General features: G+C 63.1%; 17 protein-coding genes and 1 riboswitch. Of the genes, 8 read left to right on the top strand and 9 right to left on the bottom strand.

Going from position 1 to position 24,857, the window contains the following annotated elements; translation table 11 throughout:
- Positions 1-31 precede the first annotated feature (31 nt).
- Positions 32-2,506: a DUF1217 domain-containing protein gene (locus tag AB4Z53_RS01375; RefSeq protein WP_441594293.1), complete on the top strand. Its 2,475-nt coding sequence runs from the start codon at positions 32-34 to the stop codon at positions 2,504-2,506.
- Between the two features lie 68 nt (positions 2,507-2,574).
- On the opposite strand, the gene AB4Z53_RS01370 is transcribed toward AB4Z53_RS01375, so the two are convergent.
- The 3 genes from AB4Z53_RS01370 to AB4Z53_RS01360 all read right to left on the bottom strand — a co-directional run bounded on the left by AB4Z53_RS01370 (position 2,575) and on the right by AB4Z53_RS01360 (position 5,806).
- Complete coding sequence (locus AB4Z53_RS01370) at positions 2,575-4,008, bottom strand: FAD-binding oxidoreductase (RefSeq protein WP_441594292.1); 1,434 nt, start codon at positions 4,006-4,008, stop codon at positions 2,575-2,577.
- Between the two features lie 143 nt (positions 4,009-4,151).
- The gene (locus tag AB4Z53_RS01365) at positions 4,152-5,126 is read right to left on the bottom strand and encodes an L-threonylcarbamoyladenylate synthase (RefSeq protein WP_441594291.1); all 975 of its coding nucleotides are present in this window, start codon (positions 5,124-5,126) and stop codon (positions 4,152-4,154) included.
- 80 nt (positions 5,127-5,206) lie between these two features.
- Complete coding sequence (locus AB4Z53_RS01360) at positions 5,207-5,806, bottom strand: DUF6656 family protein (protein ID WP_441594290.1); 600 nt, start codon at positions 5,804-5,806, stop codon at positions 5,207-5,209.
- Positions 5,807-6,119: 313 nt separating this feature from the next.
- Positions 6,120-6,322: riboswitch (cobalamin riboswitch) on the top strand.
- Positions 6,323-6,426: 104 nt separating this feature from the next.
- Between AB4Z53_RS01360 and AB4Z53_RS01355 the strand changes: the two genes are divergently transcribed.
- Together AB4Z53_RS01355 and AB4Z53_RS01350 are read left to right on the top strand one after the other, a co-directional pair.
- Positions 6,427-7,671, top strand: a complete 1,245-nt coding sequence (locus tag AB4Z53_RS01355; RefSeq protein ID WP_441594289.1) for an aromatic ring-hydroxylating oxygenase subunit alpha — start codon at positions 6,427-6,429, stop codon at positions 7,669-7,671.
- 1 nt (position 7,672) lies between these two features.
- The gene (locus AB4Z53_RS01350; RefSeq protein ID WP_291148270.1) at positions 7,673-8,767 is read left to right on the top strand and encodes a hybrid-cluster NAD(P)-dependent oxidoreductase; all 1,095 of its coding nucleotides are present in this window, start codon (positions 7,673-7,675) and stop codon (positions 8,765-8,767) included.
- A gap of 4 nt (positions 8,768-8,771) precedes the next feature.
- On the opposite strand, the gene AB4Z53_RS01345 is transcribed toward AB4Z53_RS01350, so the two are convergent.
- The gene (locus AB4Z53_RS01345; protein WP_441594288.1) at positions 8,772-9,923 is read right to left on the bottom strand and encodes a glycoside hydrolase family 25 protein; all 1,152 of its coding nucleotides are present in this window, start codon (positions 9,921-9,923) and stop codon (positions 8,772-8,774) included.
- A gap of 409 nt (positions 9,924-10,332) precedes the next feature.
- Between AB4Z53_RS01345 and AB4Z53_RS01340 the strand changes: the two genes are divergently transcribed.
- On the top strand, positions 10,333-10,785 hold the full coding sequence (locus tag AB4Z53_RS01340) for a BA14K family protein (RefSeq protein WP_113538089.1): 453 nt from the start codon (positions 10,333-10,335) through the stop codon (positions 10,783-10,785).
- 48 nt (positions 10,786-10,833) lie between these two features.
- On the opposite strand, the gene AB4Z53_RS01335 is transcribed toward AB4Z53_RS01340, so the two are convergent.
- Complete coding sequence (locus AB4Z53_RS01335) at positions 10,834-11,823, bottom strand: transporter (protein WP_441594287.1); 990 nt, start codon at positions 11,821-11,823, stop codon at positions 10,834-10,836.
- A 283-nt stretch (positions 11,824-12,106) separates the two neighbouring features.
- Here AB4Z53_RS01335 and AB4Z53_RS01330 point away from each other — a divergent pair, with 283 nt between their 5' ends.
- From AB4Z53_RS01330 to mcpU, 3 genes are all read left to right on the top strand, one after another.
- On the top strand, positions 12,107-13,888 hold the full coding sequence (locus AB4Z53_RS01330; protein ID WP_441594286.1) for an acyl-CoA dehydrogenase: 1,782 nt from the start codon (positions 12,107-12,109) through the stop codon (positions 13,886-13,888).
- 11 nt (positions 13,889-13,899) lie between these two features.
- The gene (locus AB4Z53_RS01325; protein ID WP_441594285.1) at positions 13,900-14,652 is read left to right on the top strand and encodes a crotonase/enoyl-CoA hydratase family protein; all 753 of its coding nucleotides are present in this window, start codon (positions 13,900-13,902) and stop codon (positions 14,650-14,652) included.
- 365 nt (positions 14,653-15,017) lie between these two features.
- Positions 15,018-17,105 (top strand): methyl-accepting chemotaxis protein McpU, encoded by a 2,088-nt coding sequence (gene mcpU, locus AB4Z53_RS01320; protein WP_113538012.1) that lies wholly within the window; start codon positions 15,018-15,020, stop codon positions 17,103-17,105.
- A 115-nt stretch (positions 17,106-17,220) separates the two neighbouring features.
- Here the strand turns inward: mcpU and AB4Z53_RS01315 are convergent, their stop codons facing one another.
- Positions 17,221-18,471: a class I SAM-dependent RNA methyltransferase gene (locus AB4Z53_RS01315; RefSeq protein WP_441594284.1), complete on the bottom strand. Its 1,251-nt coding sequence runs from the start codon at positions 18,469-18,471 to the stop codon at positions 17,221-17,223.
- On the bottom strand, positions 18,468-19,238 hold the full coding sequence (locus tag AB4Z53_RS01310) for a TlyA family RNA methyltransferase (RefSeq protein WP_291148248.1): 771 nt from the start codon (positions 19,236-19,238) through the stop codon (positions 18,468-18,470). Before AB4Z53_RS01310 ends, AB4Z53_RS01315 begins: the two co-directional genes overlap by 4 nt.
- Before the next feature lie 243 nt (positions 19,239-19,481).
- Between AB4Z53_RS01310 and AB4Z53_RS01305 the strand changes: the two genes are divergently transcribed.
- Positions 19,482-21,695 carry a methyl-accepting chemotaxis protein gene (locus AB4Z53_RS01305; protein WP_441594283.1) on the top strand — a complete coding sequence of 738 codons (2,214 nt, stop codon included), beginning with the start codon at positions 19,482-19,484 and terminating at the stop codon, positions 21,693-21,695.
- 70 nt (positions 21,696-21,765) lie between these two features.
- On the opposite strand, the gene dxs is transcribed toward AB4Z53_RS01305, so the two are convergent.
- Both dxs and AB4Z53_RS01295 read right to left on the bottom strand, forming a co-directional pair.
- The gene (gene dxs / locus AB4Z53_RS01300; protein ID WP_441595211.1) at positions 21,766-23,679 is read right to left on the bottom strand and encodes a 1-deoxy-D-xylulose-5-phosphate synthase; all 1,914 of its coding nucleotides are present in this window, start codon (positions 23,677-23,679) and stop codon (positions 21,766-21,768) included.
- 244 nt (positions 23,680-23,923) lie between these two features.
- Positions 23,924-24,847: a pirin family protein gene (locus AB4Z53_RS01295; RefSeq protein ID WP_113538008.1), complete on the bottom strand. Its 924-nt coding sequence runs from the start codon at positions 24,845-24,847 to the stop codon at positions 23,924-23,926.
- Positions 24,848-24,857 lie beyond the last annotated feature (10 nt).

Raw genomic sequence — 24,857 nt, 5'->3', positions numbered from 1 at the left:
GCCGCCCCATGGGTAACCGACGGGGCCAGGCATGGTATCGACCTATCTCGACTACAGTCGCATCACGCGTGATTTGCGCAGCAGCCTCAATCGCGTTGCCCAGCAGCCGCAGATCGCGCGCGAAGCCGAGTACTATCGGGAAAACATCGGCAGCGTGAAATCCGTCGATGAGTTCCTCGACGACTATCGGCTCTACTCCTACGCGATGAAGGCGCATGGCCTGGAGGACATGACCTACGCCAAGGCCTTCATGCGCAAGGTCCTGGAGAGCGACCTCAAGGACGACAACAGTTTCGCCAACCGTCTCACGGATGAACGCTACCGCAATTTCGCGCAGGCCTTCAATTTCAGTTCCGCCACTGCGGTGGCCCAAACCAACGCACAGCAGGACGCGCTGATCGGCCTCTACAACGACCGCATCACGAATCTCGATACAGTCATGCGGCAGGAGATGGCCTATTTTGGCGCGGCCATGGATCTGGTGACCGACGTCGACCAGTTTCTGGGCAACGAAAAGCTGCGCTCCTTTGCCTTCACCGTGTTCGGACTGGACCCCAAGACCTTTTCGTACACCGAAGTTCGCAATGCATTGACCAGCGATCCCGCGACCTTGACCGCCAACCAGACGGCAGCCAAGACGCGGTTGACCGAAGCGAGCAAGCAATTGACGGATCTCGGGGCACGCGACACGGCGCTGGCCCAGATCACCAGCCTGACAGCCCAACTGGCCGCCGCACCCGATGCGGACAAGCCTGCCATCCAGACGAAGATCGATGAGCAAAACGCGATCGTCAGCGACCTCGATGCGCGGCTGCCGCCGCGCGACCAGGCGCCGGCGCTGAAGGCGCAGCTGTCGCTGGAGGTGAACACGCTTGCCAGACAGATCAGCGGTCTCGATGTCTATATCCAGCTCGCCTCGACGTTCAATTTCAATGCCGACGGCAGCGTGCCGGCCGGCGAGAAGGCGATCAGCGACGAAAAGAAGACGCTGCTCAACGAGGCCTATGTCTTCCAGCGGCCTGGCGCCACGCCGTCGGGCGGCACACGGCTGACCGGCGCTGGCGCGCTGCTCAACAAGGAATATTACGAGCAGAAGATCGGCAGCATTACCAAGGTGTCGGACCTGATTGCCGACAACCGCCTGCTCAACTACGTCATCACTGCCTTCGGCTTGCCGTCCGCGACGACGATGCCGTCCACGGTCGAAAACATCCTCACCAGCGACATCAACGACCCGGAGAGCTACGTCAACAAATATGGCGGCGAATACAACGCCGCCTACAAGAGGATGCTCGCCGCCTTCAACTTCCAGACTGACGGGACACTGCAGGCGGGCAAGACCGCGCAGGATGCGGCCCAGATGAAGACGACGTCCGACGAGTACATGGTGCGCTATAACGACAAGAGCGACGCCGAAGACGAAGCTCTGGTCAAGCGCTTCAAGCTGCTGATCGGCACGATGAAATCGGTCGACGACCTGCTTGCCAACAATGACATGAAGAAATTCATGCTGCGCGCTTTCGGCCTCGAAAATGAGGATCTGAGCACGCGAACGCTGAAGCGGATTCTGACCAGCGATCTCAATGACCCCAAGAGCTATGCCAACACCCTGCGCGACGAGCGCTACGTCAAACTCGTAAAGGCGTTCAACTTCAACCCGGACGGCACGCTTGGCGCACCGAAGCTGGCGCAGGGCGAAGCCGACATCATGAACACGGCCAAGGCATATGTGATTGCCAAGTCGCGTTTCGGCACGGATGAAGAAAAGAAGGTCGCCAAGGAGAAGGCGCAGGAGGAAGCCAAGTACTACACCGCCGAGATCGAAAAGGTGGAGACGCTCGACGCCTTCCTCGCCAACCGGCGTCTGGTTGATTTCGTTCTCGTCGGCGCCGGCATCGATCCGGAAACGGTCAAGACCGAATACCTCAGGGACATGTTCACGTCCAATCTCGACGATCCCAAGAGCTTCATCAATACCGACCCGAACGGGCTGAAATACCGCGAGATCGTCGCCTCCTTCAATTTCGACCAGGAGGGGAAGATCATCAGGGGTGAGGCGGGCCAGATCCAGACTCGGCGGGGACTTGTCACCACAATCGACCTCTATCTCAATCAGTCGCTTGAGGAGACGGAAGGCGCAGACAACGGCGGCGTCCGACTTGCGCTCTATTTCAAGCGCAAGGCCCCCGAGATCAACACCGCTTACGACATCCTGGCCGAGACCGCCCTGTTCCAGGTTATCAAGACGGCCTACAGCATGCCGGAGGGTCTGCAGAACGCCAAGATCGAGGCGCAGGCCGCCTATATCGAGCGTGTCGTCGACATCAAGGATCTGCAGGACCCGGAAAAGCTCGAGAAGCTCCTGCAGCGGTTCACGGCGCTTTATGACGTCGAAAACAACACGGACGTATCACCGGGGTTGGCAATCCTCAGCGGAAGCGGTGGAGGCGGTGTCAGCGCCGAGACACTCCTGTCCCTTTCACAGCTGCGCGCGGGCGGACGCTGACGCTACCCAACCTGAACGTATGAGCCGCTGCGGAAGGGGCGCGGGCCGCCGGCAGAGGCGCGCCCGCTTCAACGGTCTGCGCGCAGCACCTTGTCCGGATTCATGACGCCTGCAGGATCGAACGCGTGTTTGATCCGTTGCATCAGTTCGATCTCGATCGGCGGACGGATCTCGGCAAGCTCGTCGCGCTTCAACTGGCCAATGCCGTGTTCGGCCGAGATCGAGCCGTTGTATTTCAGAACGATGCCGTGGACGATGGCGTTGATCTCGCGCCAGCGGTCGAGGAATGCCTGCTTGTCGGCGCCGACCGGCTGCGAGATGTTGTAGTGGATGTTGCCGTCGCCCATGTGGCCGAAGGAGCAGATGCGCGCTCCCGGGATCGCCTTCATGACTGCGGCGTCCGCTTCCTCCATGAAGGCGGGAATGCTGGAAACGGGCACCGAAACATCGTGCTTGATCGAGCCGCCCTCGGGCTTCTGCGCCGGCGACATGCTTTCGCGCATATGCCACAGCACCTTCGCCTGCGCCTCATTGGCGGCAATCACGGCGTTTTCGACAAGACCGGCGGCAAGGCCCTGTTCAAGGAGATCGTTGACCATGCGCTCGGCGCTTTCGGCCGAATCTGCGGTCGAGATATCGATCAGCGCGTACCAGGGATGGACGGTTTCCATCGGGTCACGAACACCGGGAATGTGTTTCGTGGTGAATTCCACGCCGAGGCGCGGCATCAGCTCGAAGCCGGTCAGCGCCGGTCCGCAAAGACTGGAGGCCTTGTCGAAGAGGGTGAGCGCGTGCTCGACGCTGCCCACGCCGGCGAAAGCGACCTGGTGTCCGAGCGGCTTCGGGAACAGCTTGAGCACCGCACCGGTGATGACGCCGAGCGTGCCCTCCGCGCCAATGAAGAGGTCGCGCAGGTCGTAGCCGGTATTATCCTTCTTCAGCCGGCGCAGACCATCCCAGATCTCGCCGGTTGGCAGGACGACTTCGAGGCCGAGGCAAAGCTGGCGCATGTTGCCATAGGCGAGCACGGCGGTGCCGCCGGCATTGGTGGAGAGATTGCCGCCGATCCGGGCGGAGCCTTCCGATCCGAGCGACAGCGGGAACAGGCGATTGTGATCGTCCGCCGCCTTCTGGATGTCTGCGAGAATGCAGCCGGCATCCGCAACGATCACGTTGCCGACCGGATCGATGTCGCGAATCCGGTTCAGCCGTTCGAGCGAAAGCACGATGTCCGCCTTGCCTTCCCGGGGGATCTGCCCGGCGACGTGGCCGGTGTTACCGCCCTGCGGCACGATCGCCGTGCGGGTCGCGCTGGCGAGTTTCATGATACGTGAGACCTCGTCGACCGAGCCGGGACGCAGCACCATCGGCGTCGTGCCGCGATAAAGCCCCCGGGATTCGACAAGATAGCGCGCCTTGTCCGCTTCCGCGATAAGTGCATTGGCGCTGCCGACGATCTCGACGAAGGAGGCGATGAGTTCGGGAGAGGGAAGCGTCGTCATGGGTCAGCCTTCGCATTGCGCTTGCGCGCGCTATCGGATCGGTCGATCTGAAGACGCGATCCTCGGTTGGTATCGCCTGCGATCATAACCGCAATCGCAGCCGCTCGCTGAGGGTGGGTGCGGAGGCGATGCCGCCCGCAATCTTACCCTCGTGGTGCCGCCGCCCGTTGCAGCCGGTCGATGATCGCTTCTCCCAATCCTTCCGAAGGGATCGGGCCGAAGGCGATCGTCTGAGCGCCGCTGGCGTCGGCCCGCTTCATATAGTCGAAAAGATTGGCGGCCGCTTCGCGCAGATTTCCGGTCGGGCTGAGATCGAGAACGACAGCCGCCTGTTCTTCGCCGAGGACCCGGCCGCCGCCGAAACGGATCAGGGCCTCGCCCGCCCGCACATCGGTGGCTTCCAGCCTGACGGCAGCACCCGGCGCATAATGCGAGGCCAGCATCCCTGGAGCCTCGATCGTCGCACCCGCGGTTTCCGCCCTGATCACCGGGCGGTCGAGCAGGCGCTCGATCTCGGCGGCATCGAGGCCACCCGGCCGGAGAAGCCGGATCTCGTCGCCATCGACCTTGATGATCGTTGACTCGAGCCCGATTTGCGCCGGACCGGCATCGAGGATCAGTTTCAGCTTTTCTCCGAGATCGGCATCGACATGGTCCGCACTGGTCGGGCTGATCTTGCCCGAGGTATTGGCACTCGGTGCGGCCAGAGGTCGTCCGAAGCGGGCGATCACCCGGCGCGAAAAGCCGTCGGGCATGCGAATGCCAAGCGTGTCCAGGCCGGCCGAGGCGAGGGCGTGCACGGTACTCTTGGGCCGCTGCGGCAGGATCAGCGTCAGGGGGCCGGGCCAGAACGCTTCCGCCAGGCGTCGGGACAGGGGATCGAAGCGCACATGGGCCTCGGCCATTGCCATGTCGGAAACATGCGAGATCAGCGGATTGAAGCGCGGCCGGCCTTTCATCTCGTAGATGCGGCTGATCGCATCGGGATTGGTGGCATCGGCGGCAAGGCCGTAGACGGTTTCGGTCGGGATGGCGACCGGTTCGCCCTCGGCGAGAACGGCGCAGGCGCGATCGATCGCGCGGTCCGGTTCCTTATCCGTGTCGATGATCTCTGCCATGCCGTTTCCTTTCCGACGCTTCCTTAACGGACGCGCCGGGAAAACAGAACGATTTTCTTTGCAGGGAGCGGGCTGCTGGCTCAGAGGCTGCGAATGATCCGGCGCAGTGCGTCGTCACGGGCACCCAGCATCAGCACGTTCTTGAGAGCGACCTTTGGGTTGTCGGTGCGGAAGAGAAGCCCGTTGTCGCGGACGTTGCGATTGATGACCATCTGTCCGTCTTCGGCGTTCGGTTCGATCGCGACGGCAAAGTACATGCGGGAATAGCCGGCCCGGATGCGGTCGAAGAAATGCGTCTCGTCACCAAGGTCGCTGAAAAAATTGGCGAAATAGAACGACCAGGTGATGTCCTTGGAAGGTGTGACCGCCGTCCGCGCGGCCGTCACGTGGCAATAGCCGAGGTGCGGCTTGCCAACGAGCGTGCGGTGGAAGATGAGCTTGGGAAACTGGATCGAGGCATGAAAGCCGTTGATCCGCCTGTGCGTCGTGTCCCCGGCGGTCGAAAGCTTCTTGCCGGTTCGGTCAGCGACTTCCTCATAGCTCAGGTAGCGTCGCTCGCTCGGCATCCATTGCCGGCGGTTGATCCGGCCGGTGCGCAGAAACTCGGTGTGAACTGCCGTCTTCGGCATGATCGCCGGCGGCTTCTCGGCCGCTGCGTCGTAATATCTGAGCTTTGCCATGATTGTCAGCGCGCCATCTGCCTGCCGGACATCTTCGTCCGCCGGCGAGACTAGCGGCTTATGGTTAATGAAGAATTTCCTTTCGCTAGCGGGACATGGCCCCTGACATCAATGGGAATGTCGCAAACGGGCGAAATCTTCCCGCGCCTGCGCCATATCGGTCGCAAAAGACGGCATATGCCTATTTTTTGATCTATCTATATGTTTATAAAGTGAAAAAGTTTCGTATCCGCTTGCGGACGACGGTTTCAGACGTGTCGTCATTCTGGAATTCGATGTCGCTATCCGGCGCCTGCCAAGACGGTTTCCGCGATTACATATCCTTACTCAGGGTGTCGTCTTCCAGAAGGGAAGGCGAAGAATTGGGAAGCCGGTCAAATCCCGGCGCTGCCCCCGCAACGGTGGTGGAGCGAAAGCCTCGGCGAAGGCCACTGGACGGTTCGTCCGGGAAGGCGCCGGGCTGGTCCGCAAGGACGGCTCCTGAGCCCGGAAACCAGCCTTGACACACATAACCGTAACGGGTTGCGGCGGGCAGCCGGATCGGAGCCGAGAACGTGTGGGCGCATGCCCGTGCGGGTTCCTGTCCTGCCTCTCCGAAACATGGCGCATGAGGACAGGACATGGATACCAAGACCGATATGCTTCGCAAGCTGAAGGGCCGGCGTGACGGCTACAGCCTCGATCGGGCCTTCTACATCGACCCCGACTACTACCGGCAGGATCTGGAAAACATCTGGTACAAGGACTGGTTGTTCATCGGCCATGACTGCGAAATTCCGCGAGCCGGCAACTACTTCACTGTCCAGGTCGGCGACTATCCGGTTGTTGTTACCCGCGATCGCCAGGGCACGATCCGTGCGCTGCACAATTCCTGCCGGCATCGCGGTTCCCGCGTCTGCACGCAAGCAAAGGGCTCCTCGGCAAAGCTCGTCTGTCCCTATCACCAGTGGACCTACGAACTCGACGGCTCGCTGCTCTTCGCACGCCAGATGGGCGAGGATTTCGACAAGGCGGCCCACAGCCTGAAGCCGATCCATTGCGAAACGGTCGGCGGCTACATCTTCATCAACCTGTCGGAGACGCCGGCCGATTTTGCGGCCTTCCGCGAACTCGCCACGCCCTATCTCGCGCCGCACCGGCTGGGAGAGACCAAGGTCGCCTTCGAAAGCACGATCATCGAAAAGGGCAACTGGAAGCTCGTCTGGGAAAACAATCGCGAGTGCTATCACTGCGCCGCCAATCATCCGGAGCTCTGCCGCACCTATCCGGAGGCGCCGACTGCGACCGGGGTACAGGGCGCCAAGGATGATCCGGTGATTGCCGCCCATTGGGCGAAGTGCGAGGCCGAGGGCCTGCCGAGCGAATTCCGGATGTCGCCGACCGGCCAGTTCCGCGCCGCGCGCATGCCGCTGGTCGACAATGCCGAAAGCTACACCATGTCCGGTGCGGCCGCCGTTAAAAGGGCGCTGTCGGCCGATGTCGGGCAGAAGCAGATCGGCACGCTTCTGATGTTCCATTACCCCACCACCTGGAACCATGTGCTTTCCGACCATGCCATCACCTTCCGTGTTCTGCCGCTCGGGCCGGAACTCACGCAGGTGACGACCAAATGGCTGGTCAACAAGGACGCGGTCGAGGGCGTCGACTATACGCTCGATGACCTGACCCATGTCTGGACCGAGACCAACGACCAGGATCGCCAGATCGTAGAAGAAAACGCCTTCGGCATCCGCTCGCCGGCCTATGAACCAGGCCCCTATTCACCGGACCATGAAGGCGGCGTGATGCAGTTTGTCGAATGGTACTGCAAGTTTATGGAGCAGCGCCTTGCAGGCGATGCGGCTCCGCTGTCAAAGGTCGCCTGACATGCAGATGGCATCCTCCTTCCACCATTTCGACGAGCTGCATGTCTGGATCGACCGGCAGCAGATGCTCGAATGCACCTCGGCGGTCGTTGAAACCGCCGATGTCATGACCTTCACCTTTCGCGCCGAAAAGCCGGCCTGGTTTCGCTACCTGCCCGGCCAGTTCGTCACCCTGGAACTGCCGGTCGCCGACGAACCGGTCATGCGCACCTATACGCTGTCGTCCACACCATCGAGGCCGTTGTCGATTGCGGTGACGGTCAAGGCACAGGCCGACAGCATCGGCACGCGCTGGATGTTCGACCATCTGAAGCCTGGCGTGAAACTGAGAGCCTTCGGGCCGCTCGGCGACTTCAGCTTCGTCCGCCATCCCGGTGAAAAGTACCTGTTTATCTCCGCGGGGTCCGGCATCACGCCGATGATGTCGATGACACGCTGGATGGCGGATTGCGTACCGGAGACGGACGTCACCTTCATCTCCTGCGCGCGCCGGCCGGACGACCTCCTGTTCCGTTCCGAGCTGGAGGTGCTGGCGACGCAGATGTCCGGGTTGAGCCTCGGCTTTATCGTCGAGGGCCACGAAGCGCGCCACGGCTGGCACGGGCTGCGCGGCCGCATCGATGGCGCCAAGCTGCCGCTGCTTGCGCCGGATTTCATGGAGCGCACCGTCTTCTGCTGCGGTCCGGAACCGTTCATGCGCGGCGTGCGCGAGATGCTGAAGGCGGCAGGCTTCGACATGGGCCGCTACCACGAGGAGAGCTTCCAGCCTGCGGCCGCACCGGCGGCGGAGGAGATCGCTGTGCGCGCCGGCGTGGTGGGCGACAGCGAGGTCGCTGCCGCCAAGGTCGCTTTCACCATGAGCGGCAAGGAGGTCGAGGCGAAGCCAGGTCAGACGATCCTGCAGACGGCGCGTGCCAATGGTGTGCGGATCGGTGCTGCCTGCGAGGGCGGCATCTGCGGCACCTGCCGGGTGATGAAGGTCGCGGGTGACGTCGAGATGAACCACAATGGCGGCATTCTCGATGACGAGATCGACGAGGGTTACATCCTCGCCTGCTGCTCGCGGCCCCTGGGGGATGTCCAGATCGAAGCCTAAAGGATCAGGGCGTGTTGCAGGGCGGCGGCTGGACGGTCGCGGGCCCTGCGCCGCCGGTAGCGGCCGATGGCTTGGAGCATCCGCCCTGTGCGGCGTCATCGGCTGCGACGGCTACCTGCATGGCGCGTTCGTGGCGAGCGAAGTCGATGGAGCCGGTCACCAGCATGTCGACGCCGCTGCCGGCCCCGCTTGAGGCACCGGCACGGCTGATGAGCAGCGGCTCGCTAAACGTTGCGGTCGCCCGTGCAAACGCGTGCGCGCCCGTTCCCTGCTCGGCTTGGGCGATAATGGTAAGCGGCAACGGCTTTTCAGCCAGCAATGCGCCCTGCGCCCAGATCGCCTTTAGCGCCTGCGGCGACATCGCCGCGACGTTCACGTCGATGTCGTCGAGAGTTCCGGGCACGCGGTAGGGACAGCGCCGCTTGCCGCAATTGATGCCGGAGGAAAACTGCCACAGCGCGTAGCTGTCCCAATTGCCCATCGGGAAGACCTGGCGGATATCCGGCTTGTAGCGGGCGTACCAAAGCGGCAGGCGCGACAGCAGCCGGTATTTGGCACGGTGCGCAGCGATATATTTGGCGGTGATGTGATTGGTGTAGAGGATCGGGTAGCGCCCCGTCCGGGTCTTGATATGGCCGGCGAAGATGGCGGCATCTTCGAGCGACATGTATTTTTCCGGATCGATGCCTTCGAGATCGAGCACCATCAGTTCGTCGTCGCGCGGATCGGCGTAGTCAAGGAAATGGTTCGCCTGGTCCACGGGATTGCCGGGACGGGCGAGATGGTAAGCACCCCATAGCAGCCCGTGCGTGCGGGCGATCATGCGCCGCGTCTGGTAGAGTTCGCGGCTGACGGCGTATTTGCGCCACATGGTCTTGCAGTGGTTGAAGGTGTCGCCGTTGTGATCGCCGGTGCAGGAGAAGCTTTCGGGCAGGCCGTCGGAGGCCTTGGCGATGAAGCCGGAGATGCGCTTGTCGGCAAGCATCGTTTCCCAATCGATGCTGTTCATCTCATAGGCGTCGACGATGATGGCGTTGGACTTGGTCTTCCAGGGCTCCAGTTCACCGGCGCGTGCGATCGTCGCCGCGAATGCCAGACCTAGGAAGGTCGCGAGGCGCAGAATCATCCCTGTGGTGGAGATATACCGCTTTGCCATTCTCTGAGATTGCCGACAGTATCGTTAATGCATCGTAAATCCCAGCCCCCGACCCGGACTGTGCTGGAGCGGCGCGCGAATGTATACCGACCTCCGGCTGTATGTGAGCAATGTCTTTCATAATTTGATATGTCGCCACGGTGCCGTGACCAGCCCCATGCCGCTGAACGAAATGCACGGAAGTCGGCACAGGCACGCGTCTGTCGCTATGCGGCGGCACCAGCCGCGATGCCTGAAGATGGAACAAAACCGGTGGCTTATGCGTTGCTGGTCGGTTTCAGGTTTCCCGGCTGAGGGTCATCCCCGGTTCTGCAGCGACCCGGGTGAAATCATGCAGAGGCTGAAGTTCCCGTGGTTGCGCGATTCTTTTCGCAGCCTGCGGAGCGTGGATACGGTTATGGAGGTTTTGATGAAGGCTTTGCTGAAGACCGGGAAGAGCCGGTGGTTTTCTTCGATCATTGCCGCGGCAGTCCTGATGACATCCGCGGCCCCGTCACAGGCGTTCATGCCGACGCCGCCGCGCGTCGAACAGCAGAATGACGCGACGAATGTTCAGTATCGCCGGCCGGGCTATGAGCGCCGCGGCAATTATTATTATTACAATGGCTACCGCGGTTATCGCTACGAGCGCCCTGGCTATCGTTACTACAATGGTTGGTGGTACCCGATGGCTGCCTTCGGTGCCGGTGTGATCATCGGCGGGGCGATCGCACAGCCGCCCCGTTACACGCGTCCCGCGCCCGGTTACGGCAATCGCCATGTGCAGTGGTGCTATGACCGCTACCGCTCCTACAGGGCCTACGACAATACCTATCAGCCCTATGGCGGCCCGCGCCGCCAGTGCTACTCGCCCTATAGCTAAGCGGTAGGGCAGGGCCGGGGCTTCCGCTTCCGGCCCGCTCTCAAGGGCTCAGAGAATCCCGATCCGCCGCAGGATCCACCAGGCAAAAGCCATGGAAAGCGCGATGAACAGCGCCGCATAGAGCGTGCCGCTGCCATCGGAGAACGGGAGCGCGCCCGTGTTCATGCCGAAGAAGCCGGTAACGAGCGTCGGCGGCAGCAGGAAGGCGGTCATCAGCGACAGGATGTAGAGGTGGCGGTTGGTCTCCGAGGAGATCTTGCTGTCGATTTCTTCGTGCAGCAGTCGCGCCCGTTCCTGTAGCGCGAAGACGTCGCGGTCGACCGTCTCGAGCCGGTCGGAAAGCCGTTCCGCAACGTCGATGAAGCCAGGCGGAACCTCGTCTTCATCCGAGGCGGCAGCCCGTCTCAGCAGCGCGAGGATCGTGCGCAGATGCCGGTGAAGCCGCACCACCGTGCGGCGGAGCGGCGCAAGCCCCGGCTGCTGGCGATGTCCGGCCTCGCCATAGACATGATCCTCGATGACGTTCAGTTCTTCGGTCAATTCCAGAACCAGCGAGATCAGCGTGCGCTGGAACTCGATCACGATCATCTCGAAGAGGTCGATCGACCTTGCGCACTTGGCGCTCTTTTCCACCGCCGCCTTGACGCGGTCGATGCTGCGCAACGGATGCAGGCGCGTGGTGATGATGATCCGGTCGCTGACGGCGAAATGCAGCCAGCCGATCGTCTTGGTCACCGCGTCGAAGGTGCGCTCGAAGTCGACGAGCGTGCCGTGTACGATATCATCCGAAACCGTGATCGCTGCTTGCGTATCGTGGCTGGTCAGCGTGGTGACCGCGAGCGGCGGCAGGTTTCCGATCCGTTCGATCAGCGCAGGTGTGCGTGCGTCGGAGAGCGCCAGATGAACCCAGACCCATCCTTCGCCCTTAAGCAGGCTGTCGATAGAGGCGTCGGTGGCGATGCGCTGGCAGCGGCTCTCGCCGGGCAGGAAACGATAGGCCCAGACGATACCGGGTATTTCGGGGGAAATCAGGTTCATCGGTACGCCTTGGCAGGGGCCTGCCACATGGTTTCTCAAACCGCTGCCGGTATGAGGGAAAGAACATGCAGCCGTTCAACGTGCTGCGGCGACCTCAGTGCACTCCATAAGGACGCGCGGCGCCGTATGTCTTGGCTTCTATGCGCCGTTGATGACAGTTTTGTTACGCGTCGCGACGTCGCGACGGAGCGCGGCAAATGACGTTGACGTTTACGTAAAAATCAATAGTGTTCGGCGCAACGAGGATGCGCCCAGCGCAACCTGGCCATCTGGGAGGATCACCATGTACAAGGCACCCGTCGACGAGATCGCGTTTACGCTGAAACACGTGGCAGGCATGGGCGAGGCACTGCAGACCGGCGCGCTCGGCGACCTTGGCGAAGATCTGGTCGATGCCATCCTGTCGGAAGCGGGCCGGTTCGCGACAGAGGAGGTTGCTCCCCTCGGCGATATCGGCGACCGGCAAGGCTCGCGTCTGGTTGAAGGCAAGGTCGAGACGCCGGACGGCTGGCGTGATCTCTATCACAGCTGGATCGCCGGCGGCTGGAATGGGCTGACGGCGCCGGAAGAATTCGGCGGCCAGAACCTGCCGCACATGCTGCACGTCGCCGCCATGGAGATGTGGAACGCCGGCTCCATGGCCTTCGCGCTTGGGCCGACGCTCACCATGGGCGCGATCGAAGCGCTGGAGAAACACGGCTCCGATGAGCTCAAGGCCACCTACCTGCCGAAGATGGTCTCGGGCGAATGGACCGGCACCATGAACCTGACCGAGCCGCATGCCGGGTCCGATCTCGGCGTCTTGAAAACTCGCGCCGAGCGCCGGGACGACGGCACCTACCGCATCTTCGGCCAGAAGATCTTCATCACCTGGGGCGAGCACGACTTCACCGACAACATCGTCCACCTCGTGCTGGCGCGGCTTCCTGACGCGCCTGCAGGTACCAGGGGCATCTCGCTCTTCCTGGTGCCGAAATTCCTGGTCAACACGGATGGTTCGCTCGGCGAGCGCAACGATCTCTTCTGCCATTCGCTCGAACACAAGCTCGGCATCCATGGCTCGCCAACCTGCACGATGATCTACGGCGACGGCAAGTTCGGCGCCGAGAAGGGCGCGATCGGCTATCTTATCGGCGAGGAGAACCGTGGCCTTGTCTGCATGTTCACGATGATGAACAACGCTCGCCTTGCCGTCGGCATGCAGGGCGTTGCCATCGCCGACGCCGCCACGCAAAAGGCGATCGCCTTCGCCAAGGAACGCACCCAGGGCAAGGCGCCCGGCTGGACCGGTCAGGGCATGAGCCCGATCATCGAGCACCCCGACGTCGCCCGCATGCTTCTGACGATGAAGGCGCTGACGCAAGGCTCGCGCGCTATTTCCTACGCCTGCGCCCACGCCGTCGACATGGGGCACGCGGCACAAGGCGAGAAGGCGAAGTTCTGGCAGGAACGCTCCAGCCTGCTGACCCCGATCGCCAAATCCTTCTCGACCGATGCCGGCGTCGATGTGGCTTCGCTGGGCATCCAGGTCCACGGCGGCATGGGCTTCATCGAAGAAACGGGTGCTGCCCGCTACCTGCGCGATGCTCGCATCGCCCCGATCTACGAAGGCACCAACGGCATCCAGGCGATTGATCTCGTCACCCGCAAGCTGCCGCTGTCTGACGGCGGCCACGTGCGCGATTTCATCGACGAACTGCGCGAAATAGCCTCGGCCGTGCGCGCCTCGAACCGCAACGGCTTCGGCGAGACGGCCGAGCGGCTCGATGCGGCGCTGGACGATCTTTCGGCCGCGACCGAGTGGCTGATCGCGGCAGTTGCCGGCGGCAAGCTAGCTGAAGCGCTGGCCGGTGCCACCGCCTATCAGCGCCTCTTCGGACTGGCGCTGACCGGCGCCTATCTGGCCAAGGGTGGCCTGGCTGAAGTGGCCGACGGCAAGGAAGACCAGCGCATCGCGCTTTCCCGCTTCACCGCGGAAAACCTGCTGGCGGAGACTGCGGCGCTTAAGGATCGTGTCGTCAACGGCGCCGATAGCCTAGCCCTCGCGCGCTCTGTTCTGGCTTGAGAGGAGCTATCATGACCGACCACGTGCTCACCGAGCGGCCGGAAGCGTATCCCGGCGTCCAGGTGATCCGCTTCAACCGCCCGGAAAAGAAAAACGCCATCACCCGCGACATGTACGCGAAGATGACCAATGCGCTGACGGTCGCTTCAAGCGACCCGGCCGTGCGCGCCACTGCCTTTCTGGGTACGGACGGCTGCTTCTCCGCCGGTAACGACATGGCCGATTTCCTTGCCTTTGCCATGGGCGGCTCCATGGGCATGGAAGTAATCGAGTTCCTGAAGGCGCTTGCGACCGCCACCAAGCCGGTCGTGTCGGGCGTCGATGGTCTGGCGATCGGCATCGGTACCACTATCCATCTCCATTGCGACCTGACGATCTCGTCCGAGCGGTCGCTGTTCAAGACCCCCTTCGTCGATCTGGCACTGGTACCGGAAGCGGCTTCGAGCCTGATCGCGCCGCGCATCATGGGCCACCAGCGGGCCTTCGCGCTGCTTGCCGCCGGCGAACCGCTGACCGCCCGCCAGGCCGTGGATGCGGGGCTGATCTGGAAGATCGTCGCGCAGGATGCGGTGGAAGAAGAAACCCTGGCGCTTGCCGCACGTCTTGCCAAGAAGCCGCCGGAGGCGCTTCGCATCGCCCGCGATCTCGTTCGCGGCGACCGGAGCGACGTACTGGCGCGGATCGACGAGGAAGCGAAACACTTTGCCGCGCAGTTGAAAAGTGCTGAAGCGCGGGCCGTCTTCGAGGCTTTCATGCGCCGCTAGACAGCCTGCAGGCCTGTGACTGAGCGATAAACGGGTGCCGCTGCGCATCCGTTTTTTTTGCGTTCGGGGCGGCGTTCTACCCACCGCAACGTAAAGATCGCGTTGCCGCTGGCATCGCGAACTTGCATAGATCAATTTTAATTTGTTCTTAAATAGCGATCGCTAGCGTGCGGCGCGATAGGCCTATCCTCTTTTCGGATGGCCCCGGCCGCATGAAGCATGGCTGGCCCCGCCTTCTGGCATGTTCAACGTTTTCCCGTCAGCGTCAGCGCTCCGTCCTTCCGGCGGACGAAGGATGCTGCGCGAAAATCATCGAGAGCTCATGTCCGGCGGCAGGTAGCGCCGGCATCCATTGGGAGCCCATCTTGTCCAAGCGATCGAACCTCATGACGCGGATTCTCGTTGCCGCGTCCTGTGTTGTCGTCGGCGCCTTTGCCGGCTTTTCCGTTTACATCGACACGCTGCAGCGTAGCACCACGACCAAGGCCGTCGAGGAGAACATTGCCTCCTCCGGCACGCAGGCAGCGCAGAGCGTCGCCAAGTGGCTGAATGGCCGCGTCACGCTGACGGCGATGGTGGCCGATGCCACCGGCAGCGTCGCGGACGACGGCGCCATCCAGCCGATCCTGAAGAACGACGTACTGACCAGCGAATTCATGTCGACCTATGTCGGCAACGAAAGCGGCAAGTTCATCACCTGGCCGGACAATCCGATGCCGGCCGGCTACGATCCGCGCCAGCGTCCCTGGTACCAGCAGGCCGTGAAGGCCGATGCGCGCGTGCTGACCGAACCCTATGTCGACGCTTCCACGGGCGCGCTGATCATCAGCGCCGCTGTTCCGGTCAAGCGTGACGGCAAGCTCTATGGCGTTGCCGCCAGCGACTTCTCGCTCGATACGCTGGTCTCGATGATCAAGGGCGTCGATGTCGGCGGCGAAGGCTTTGCCTTCCTCGCCAGCAAGGACGGCCAGATCCTCGTCCATCCGGACGCCAAGCTCGTTACCAAGTCGCTCGCCGACGCCTTTCCGATCGACACGCCGGCGATCGGATCCGGCATCATGAACACCGAGCTCGACGGCAAGCCGATGCTGGTGAGCTTCGTTCCGGTTCAGGGCCTGCCGTCGGTCGAGTGGTATGTCGGCTTCGTCATCGATGCCGATGCCGCCTATTCCGCCATCGACCAGTTCCGGATTGCTGCCACCATCGCCACGATCCTTGCGGTCGGCGTCATGCTCGTCTTCCTCGCGACGTTCCTCAATCGCCTCGTCATCCGTCCGGTGACGGACATGACCGGCGCGATGGAAAAGCTTGCCGCCGGCAACCACAACGTCGAGATCCCCGGCGAAGAACGCCGCGACCAGATCGGCTCGATGGCTGCCGCCGTTGCCGTCTTCAAGGCGAATGCCGTCGAGCGCGCGCGCCTCGAAAGCGAAGCGGATGCGAACCGCTCGCTGTCGGAGCGCGAGCGTCTGGAGCGTCAGGCCCGCGATGCGCGGGATGCGGCCGAAGTGCAGCAGGCCGTCGATGGCCTGGCGACCGGCCTTGGCCGTCTGGCTGAAGGCGATCTCGCCTACCGCATCGACAACCCCTTCGCTGACCGCCTCGACCGTCTGCGCGCCGACTTCAACAACTCTGTTGCGAAGCTTCACGACACGCTTTGCGCCGTCGGCGCCAACGCCCGCGGCATCGATGCCGGCGCGACCGAGATCCGCTCGGCGGCTGACGATCTCGCCCGCCGCACGGAGCAGCAGGCAGCTTCTGTCGAAGAAACCGCCGCAGCGCTCGAAGAGATCACGACGACGGTCAAGGACTCGGCTCGCCGGGCCGAGGAAGTCGGTGCGCTCGTTGCCCGCACCCGCGCCGGTGCCGAGAAGTCCGGTGAGGTCGTCGCCAACGCCGTCGAGGCAATGCATGCCATCGAAAAGTCCTCGGGTGAAATCTCCAACATCATCGGCGTCATCGACGACATCGCCTTCCAGACGAACCTGCTTGCGCTGAACGCCGGCGTCGAGGCGGCACGCGCCGGTGAGGCCGGCAAGGGCTTTGCCGTCGTCGCCCAGGAAGTGCGGGAGCTTGCGCAGCGCTCGGCGAATGCCGCCAAGGAGATCAAGGCGCTGATCACCACCTCGGGCAACCAGGTGCGCAACGGCGTGACCCTGGTTGGCGATACCGGCAAGGCGCTGGAAACGATCGTCGCCGAAGTCCAGGAGATTAACAAACACGTGAGCGCGATCGTGACCGCAACACGCGAACAGTCGACCGGTCTTCAGGAGATCAACACCGCCGTCAACACCATGGACCAGGGCACACAGCAGAATGCGGCGATGGTGGAAGAGCAGACGGCGGCGAGCCATGGCCTCGCGTCCGAGGCTGCCTCGCTCAACGCGTTGCTTGCCCAGTTCAATCTTGGTGACGCTCGGATGGCCGGTGGTGGCCGTCGTCGTGCGGCTTGAGTGCGCGCGGATCGACAGAATGCTGTAGCAACAAGGCGGTAAGCCGCTGTCGTGAATCTGTATGGCAAGTGCTTGAAGCCTGAGATGATAGAGGCCCGGGAAACCGGGCCTTTTCTCATTTTTCCAGCGTCGCCACCGCCTCGACATGCGCGGACCAGAGGAACTGGTCGATCGGCGTCACCGAGGTGATGCGATAACCGGCGGCGGTCAGGATCGAAAGGTCACGCGCCAGCGTCACCGGATTGCAGGACACGGCCACGACCTTCTTGACGCCGGAGCGGGCAATCTCGTGGCACTGCGCCTCGGCGCCGGCCCGCGGCGGATCGAAGACGATCGCGTCGTAGACCTTGAGTTCCTGCGCCATGACCGGGCGGCGGAAGAGGTCGCGCTTTTCGACCGTGACCGGCTTCAGCCCCTGCGTATTGCGGGCGGCAAAATCCAGCGCCTTCAGGGCCTTGTCTTCGCCTTCGACCGCATGGACGCGCGCCTTGCGGGCGATCCGCAGTGCAAAGGTGCCGCAACCGGCAAAGAGATCGGCGACGCGCTTCGCCTTGCCGAGATGATCGAGCACCAGTTTGGCCATTGCTTCTTCGGCCTGTGCCGTTGCCTGGGTGAAGCTTCCCGGCGGCGGTGACACGGCGACGCCGCCGAAATCGATGACGGGCTTCACTGGCTCGACGATGATCTCGCCATTGAGGCTGACGCGAGCGATGCCGCGCTCGCCAAGGACGGCCTCCACGGTGCGGCGGCGCTCGCCGTCGTCGAGCTTCTTGATGCCTTCGATGGAAAGGTCGAGGCCCGCGCGCGTTTCGAGCACGGTGATGCGGAAGGGCTCGGCGTTGACCGCCATGGCCGCGCCGATCTTCGCGATGATCGCGAGCTTCGAGACGATACCCGGGCTCGCGATCGGACATTCTGTTATCGCGACGATGTGGTGGCTTTCCGCCTGGTTGAAGCCGAGAAGCAGTTCCTTCTCGGTCTTTCGCGCCGTGAAGACCGCGCGCCGGCGTTGGCCGGGCTCGGCGGTGATGAGCGGCGCCACCTCGGGCTTCAGCCCCTTCGACTTCAGGGCGGTGATCACCAGATCGCGCTTGAAGCCGTGATAGAGCGTGTCCGAGGCGTGCTGCATCGTGCAGCCACCGCAGGTGCCGTTGACACCATCCGGCCCGAAGTGACGACAGTGCGGATCGACGCGCTCTGCGGAAGGCTCTCTCAGCGAGATCAGCGTGCCGTGCGATTTGTTGACAGCGAGTGCTACGCTCTCACCGGGCAGGGTGAAGGGCGCAAAGATCGGTCCATCAGGGCCTTCGGCGATGCCGTCGCCCTGGGCGCCGAGCCGCTTAATGGTGACGGTTTCCGTGCTCATGGCTTCTTGCCTGCGAGCAGGAACTCGACATTGCCGTCGCCGCCGGCAATGGGGGAGGGGATGAGGCCGAGGCTCTGCCAGCCCATATCTTCGACGAGCCAGCGCTCGAGTTCGGCTGCGACCGCCGGTGCGCTGTCGGGATCCTTGAGCAGACCCGCCTTGCTGATCGCGTCGCGTCCGGCTTCAAACTGCGGCTTCACCAGGAGGATGCAGTGTGCGCCGGGAAGCGCCATATCGAGCGCCGGGGGCAGCGCCAGCTTCAGCGAGATGAACGAAACGTCGGAGACGACGAAGGTGACGTCGCGGTCGTCGATATCCTCCTCTGTCATCGCGCGGGCATTGAGGCCCTCGATGCTGGTGACGCGTTCGTCACCCTCGATGCGCGGATGGATCTGGCCATGGCCGACGTCGATCGCGACCACGTGCTCGGCTCCGCGCTTCAACAGCACCTCGGTGAAGCCGCCGGTCGAGGCGCCGATATCGAGACAGCTTTCGCCTGCGGGGTCGAGCCCGAAATGATCGAGCGCCGCGACCAGCTTCAGCGCGGCGCGCGAGACATAGTCCTGCGCCGGATCATCGATGGTGATCGTGACGGTCTCGGCAAACATGGACGCTGCCTTGGTGACCGTGCGGCCGTCGACCTTGACGGTCCCGCGCTGGATGGCGTCACGCGCGCGGGCACGACTGGCGACCAGTCCTGTGTTGAGCAGCAACTGGTCCAGGCGCACCCGGTTCTTGTGTTCTTCGTTCTGGCGATCTTCTGACATGTGTTTCTCATGGCGACTTGCCGCCCCGATGGCAAGCCCCCGAGCGTCGAGCAACGACACGTCCTCGGCTCAACAGTTAGGAAACCCTAAAAAATAATTGAATATTCATCTATCCTTAAATGGTGGATGCGAATTTGCCGGCGATGTCGCACCTGCATGATGCAGGCACTCCGCCTCAAACCGGACCTCCCGACAAAACCCGATCTTCCTCACCTGACGCCCTTTGGCGCAAGGAGTTGCCGCATGCCGCGTTTTCACCTCAAGCTTTCCCATCGCATCGGCCTACTCGTGCCGATCGCCGTCGCCGGAATTCTCGCGATCGTCGCGATTTTCGTCGTCGAGAAGGACATAGAGGAGGACTACCGCCAACAGGTGGCGGTTCAACGCGATGCCGAGCATGCCTTGCTGACACTGGAGGTGCAGTTCCTGCAGACCCGTCGTGCAGAGAAGGATTTCCTGCTGCGCAAGGAAGACCAATATGCTGCGACCCATACGGAAACGGCCGCAAAAGCTGAGGAGACGATGGCCGCGCTCAGCAAGCTGCTCGGCAGCGCCTCTACGCGTGGGCAGTTGCAGGCGATCTCCGAGGGTTACGACGGATACCTGAAGGCCTTTTCGGCCGTTGTTGTCGCCAACCGGACGCTCGGCCTCGATCCGGAAAGCGGCAAGGAAGGCGCGATGCGCACCGCCGTGCACGCGATCGAAGAGCTTTTGAAATCGGTAAAGGACAAGGGCCTTCAGGCGAGCATGCTGATGATGCGCCGCCATGAGAAGGACTTCATCATGCGGCGCGACCACAAATACGTGGAAAAGCATGCTGGCGAAGTGAAGAACTTTGCCGCAACGCCGGCCGAAGCCTTCGGCGGCGCCGATGTGCAGGACAAGGTACTGGCGGCGCTCAAGGACTATGCCACCGCCTTCAACGACTATGCGGCGCTCGCCGAAAACGAGACCGAACTGCGCGCCACCATGTCGAAGGCCTTCGCCGCCGTCGAACCGGAATTCGAGCAGGTGGCCGGCGCAATCGAGACGGAAAAGGCCAAGGCCGAAACCGAGAGCGTCTCGACGCAGCAATCGATCGAGACGATCGCGCTCGCGGCAATTGTCGCGGCGATCGCGGTGATCGCGGCGACGGTGTTCCTTGTCGGACGCACCATTTCGCGGCCGATCGTTGCCACGACCCGCTCCATGACCCGCCTTGCCGAGGGCGACGTTACGTCTTCGATCCCCTATGCCGGCCGCAAGGACGAGATCGGCGAGATGGCCGGTGCGGTTGAAGTCTTCCGCCAGGCGGCGATCGCCAACCGTAGGCTGGAAGCGGAAGCCGCGGAAAACCGCACTCGCGCCGAAGCCGAACGCATCCGCCTGCAGGAGGAAGCGGAAGCTGCCGCCCAGGCACGTCTGCTGCAGGCGACGTCGGGCCTCGCCAGCGGTCTGCGCCGCCTTGCAGCCGGTGACCTCGCCTTCCAGCTCAATGAGCCTTTCGCAGCGGATTTCGAGCAGTTGCGTCATGATTTGAACAGCGCCGTCGCCCAGCTCGGCGATGCCCTGGCGGCGGTCGCCGATTCCAGCCGCTCGATCGACGGCGGCTCGCGCGAGATCAGCGAAAGCGCCGACGACCTGTCGCGTCGCACGGAGCAGCAGGCGGCAGCTCTGGAAGAGACCGCAGCGGCACTCGACGAGATCACCGCCAATGTCACGAACTCGACGAAGCGGGCGGAGGAAGCACGGCACGTCGCGGCCGAAGCCAACGCCAGCGCTGCAAGATCCGGCAGCGTCGTTGCCGATGCGGTTGAGGCCATGCGCCGGATCGAACATTCCTCCGGCCAGATCTCCAACATCATCGGCGTCATCGACGAGATCGCCTTCCAGACGAACCTTTTGGCGCTCAACGCCGGCGTCGAAGCGGCGCGGGCGGGTGATGCCGGCAAGGGCTTTGCCGTTGTGGCGCAGGAGGTGCGCGAGCTTGCCCAGCGCTCGGCGCAGGCCGCCAAGGAAATCAAGGAACTGATCCGCAATTCGTCCGTCGAGGTCGAAGGCGGGGTCCGGCTGGTTCGCGATACCGGTGCGGCGCTCCAGGCGATCGACGATCATGTCGCGACGATCAACGAACATATGAGCGCGATCGCCGTCTCGGCGCGCGAACAGTCGGTGGGTCTCGGCGAGGTCAACACCGCGGTCAACCAGATGGACCAGGTGACCCAGAAAAATGCGGCCATGGTCGAGGAGGCCAATGCCGCGAGCGCACAGCTTGCCAATGAAGCCGTCCGCCTTCGCGAACTGATCACCCGCTTTACGCTTCCCGGTCAGGCGCGTACCGCATCGACCGCCGATCTGCGCACCGCCGCGCGCGCCATGGCGGCACCGGCAGCCACGCCGGCGCAGCGTTTGACACCCGCCCGCCCAATGTCACGCGGCAACGTCGCGGTGGCGCAGGACGACTGGCAGGAATTCTGATCAATAGATCCAGAAAACAAGAACCCCGGCGATGAGCCGAGGTTTTTGTTTGATGCTGTGCGAGGATCAATCAGCCGGCAGCGCCGATACCGATATCCTGCTTCTGGCCGAGCGCCTTGAAAACGGTCGAGACGATGCCGGCGCGGTCGAGACCGGCGGCGGCATACATCGCCTCAGGCTTGGCCTGCTCCATCCAGACGTCGGGCATGACCATCGGCCGGACTTTCAGGCCGCCATCGAGCAGGCCGTCTTCGGCGAGGAACTGCAGCACGTGGCTGGCAAAGCCGCCGACCGCACCTTCCTCAATGGTGATCAGCACCTCGTGGTTGCGGGCAAGCTGGCGGATGAGGTCATGGTCCAGCGGCTTGGCAAAACGGGCATCGGCGACCGTGGTCGAAAGACCGGCGGCATCGAGATCTTCTGCAGCCAGCAGACAGTCGGCGAGGCGGGTGCCGAAGGAAAGCAGCGCCACCTTCGACCCCTGCTTGACGACGCGGCCCTTGCCGATCTCAAGGATCTGGCCGCGCTCGGGCATTTCGACGCCCACACCTTCGCCGCGCGGGTAACGGAACGAGATCGGGCCGCCGTCATAGGCGGCTGCGGTGCGCACCATGTGCTTCAGTTCCGCCTCGTCGGCCGCGGCCATCACCACGAAGCCTGGAAGGGTCGCCAGATAGGTCGTGTCGAACGAGCCCGCATGGGTCGGGCCGTCGGCACCGACGAAACCGGCGCGGTCGATCGGGAAGCGCACCGGCAGGCCCTGGATCGCCACGTCGTGCACCACCTGGTCGTAGCCGCGTTGCAGGAAGGTCGAATAGAGCGCCGCGAATGGCTTGTAGCCTTCGGCGGCAAGGCCGGCGGCAAAGGTGACCGCGTGCTGCTCGGCAATGCCGACATCGAAGCAGCGTGAGGGATGAACCTTGGCGAACTTGTCGAGACCGGTGCCCGAGGGCATGGCGGCGGTGACGGCGACGATCTTGTCATCGAAGCCGGCTTCCTGCGTCAGCGCATCGGCAAAGACCGAGGTATAGGCCGGCGCATTCGGCTTGGCGTTTGCCTGGGCGCCGGTGATGACGTCGAACTTGTTGACGCCGTGGTACTTGTCGGCGGCAGCTTCCGCCGGCGGATAGCCCTTGCCCTTTTGTGTCACCACATGGATCAGCACCGGACCCTTGGCATTGTCGCGCACGTTGCGCAGCACCGGCAGCAGATGGTCGAACGAATGCCCGTCGATCGGGCCGATATGGTAGAAGCCCATCTCTTCGAACAGCGTGCCGCCGGTGACGTAGCCGCGGGCATGCTCGACCGCACGGGTGATCGCCCGGTCGACAGTCTTGCCGAGATAGGCCGTCAGTTTCTTGCCGACTTCGCGGATGCCCATATAGGTGCGGCCGGAGGCAAGGCGCGCGAGATAGGCGCTCATCGCGCCGGTCGGCGGCGCAATCGACATGTCGTTGTCGTTGAGGATGACGATCAGGCGCGCATCGAGCGCGCCGGCATTGTTCAGTGCCTCATAGGCCATGCCGGCCGAAAGCGCACCGTCGCCGATGACGGCAATGACGTTGCGGTTCTTGCCGTCGAGGTCGGCGGCGACCGCCATGCCGAGGCCGGCGGAAATCGATGTCGAGGAGTGCGCGGCACCGAAGGGGTCGTATTCGCTCTCGGCGCGGCGGGTGAAGCCCGAGAGGCCGCCTTCCTGGCGCAGCGTCCGGATGCGATCGCGGCGGCCGGTCAGGATCTTGTGCGGATAGCACTGGTGGCCGACGTCGAAGATCAGCCGATCATGCGGTGTGTTGAAGACCTTGTGGATTGCGATCGTCAGCTCGACGACGCCAAGGCCCGCGCCAAGGTGCCCGCCGGTGCGCGATACCGCGTCGATCATTTCTGCCCGGACTTCTCCGGCAAGCTGCGGCAAATCCTTGTCGTCGACCTTCTTCAGATCGTCGGGAAAGGTCACCTTGTCGAGCAAGGGAGTAGCCGGCATCGGATTGGTTGGCAGTTGTGTCACGCTGCATGCCTCATGCGCGCCGTGGGATCAGGCGCGCGATAGTTGGTGGTACCGTCGAAGCGGCTCTTTAGACGCAATCGTTGCTGAATGCAAAATTAGGCGTTCCTGCGTCGTCAACCAAGAGACTAGCGCATGATTCTGTGAATCGAAATCGATTCAAGCGCCATGAGGCAATGTTGCGCGGTTTTCCGCACCCAGCCTGTGCCACTTTAGGTCGCGGTCAGCCCTCGGGCAGCGGAACGAATTCCTCTTCGTCTCCGGGCACGATGTCGAAGCGGCCGGTGCGCCACTCTTCCTTGGCTTTCTCGATGCGCTCTTTCGAAGACGAAACGAAATTCCACCAGATGTGGCGGGAAGACCCGAGTGCGGCACCGCCAAAGAGCATGACGTGACAGCCCTGAGGTCCTGCCGTCACCGTAATCTCGTCGCCCGGACGGAAGACAAGCAGCTGGTTGTCGGCAAAATGGTCGCCGGCGATGATCGCCTCACCGGAGAGGATGTAGAGCGCGCGTTCTTCCCATTGCGCCGCGAAAGGCGCGCTCTTGCCCGGCGCTATGTTGAGGTCGACATAGATCGTGTCGGTGAAAACCGAGACTGGCGATTTCGCGCCTTCGAAACTCCCGATCACCACCCGCGCCTTGATGCCGTCGTCGCTCATATGCGGCAGCATCTGCTCTTCGGTATGGCTGAAGATCGGGTCGATTTCTTCCTTGTGGTCGGGCAACGCCAGCCAGGTTTGCAGGCCCGAGATCGAGCGCGCATGGCCGCGCTGGTTTTCCGGCGAGCGTTCGGAATGCACGATGCCGCGTCCGGCGGTCATCAGGTTCACGTCGCCGGGGCGGATGACCATCTCGGTGCCCAGGCTGTCGCGATGCTTGATCTCGCCGTCGAAGAGATAGGTGACGGTCGAAAGGCCGATATGCGGATGCGGACGCACGTCGATCGCCTCGCCGGCGCGAAGAAGCGCAGGCCCCATGCGATCGAAGAAGATGAACGGTCCCACCAGGCGCCGTTTTGCCGACGGCAGGGCGCGGCGAACCTGCAGCCCGCCGATATCGCTGGTGCGCGGAACGATCAGATGTTCGATGGCGTCGCAGGCGGGCTTGTCGCCGGCAAGCGGATCGGGGCCTGGGAAGAAGGACATGCGCGTGCTC

Origin of the sequence: Ensifer sp. 2TAB8, assembly GCF_052115125.1 — a bacterium.
Classification (GTDB): domain Bacteria; phylum Pseudomonadota; class Alphaproteobacteria; order Rhizobiales; family Rhizobiaceae; genus Ensifer.
The sequence above is the reverse complement of the archived record's forward strand: the minus strand, read 5'-3'. Positions and strand labels throughout refer to the sequence as shown.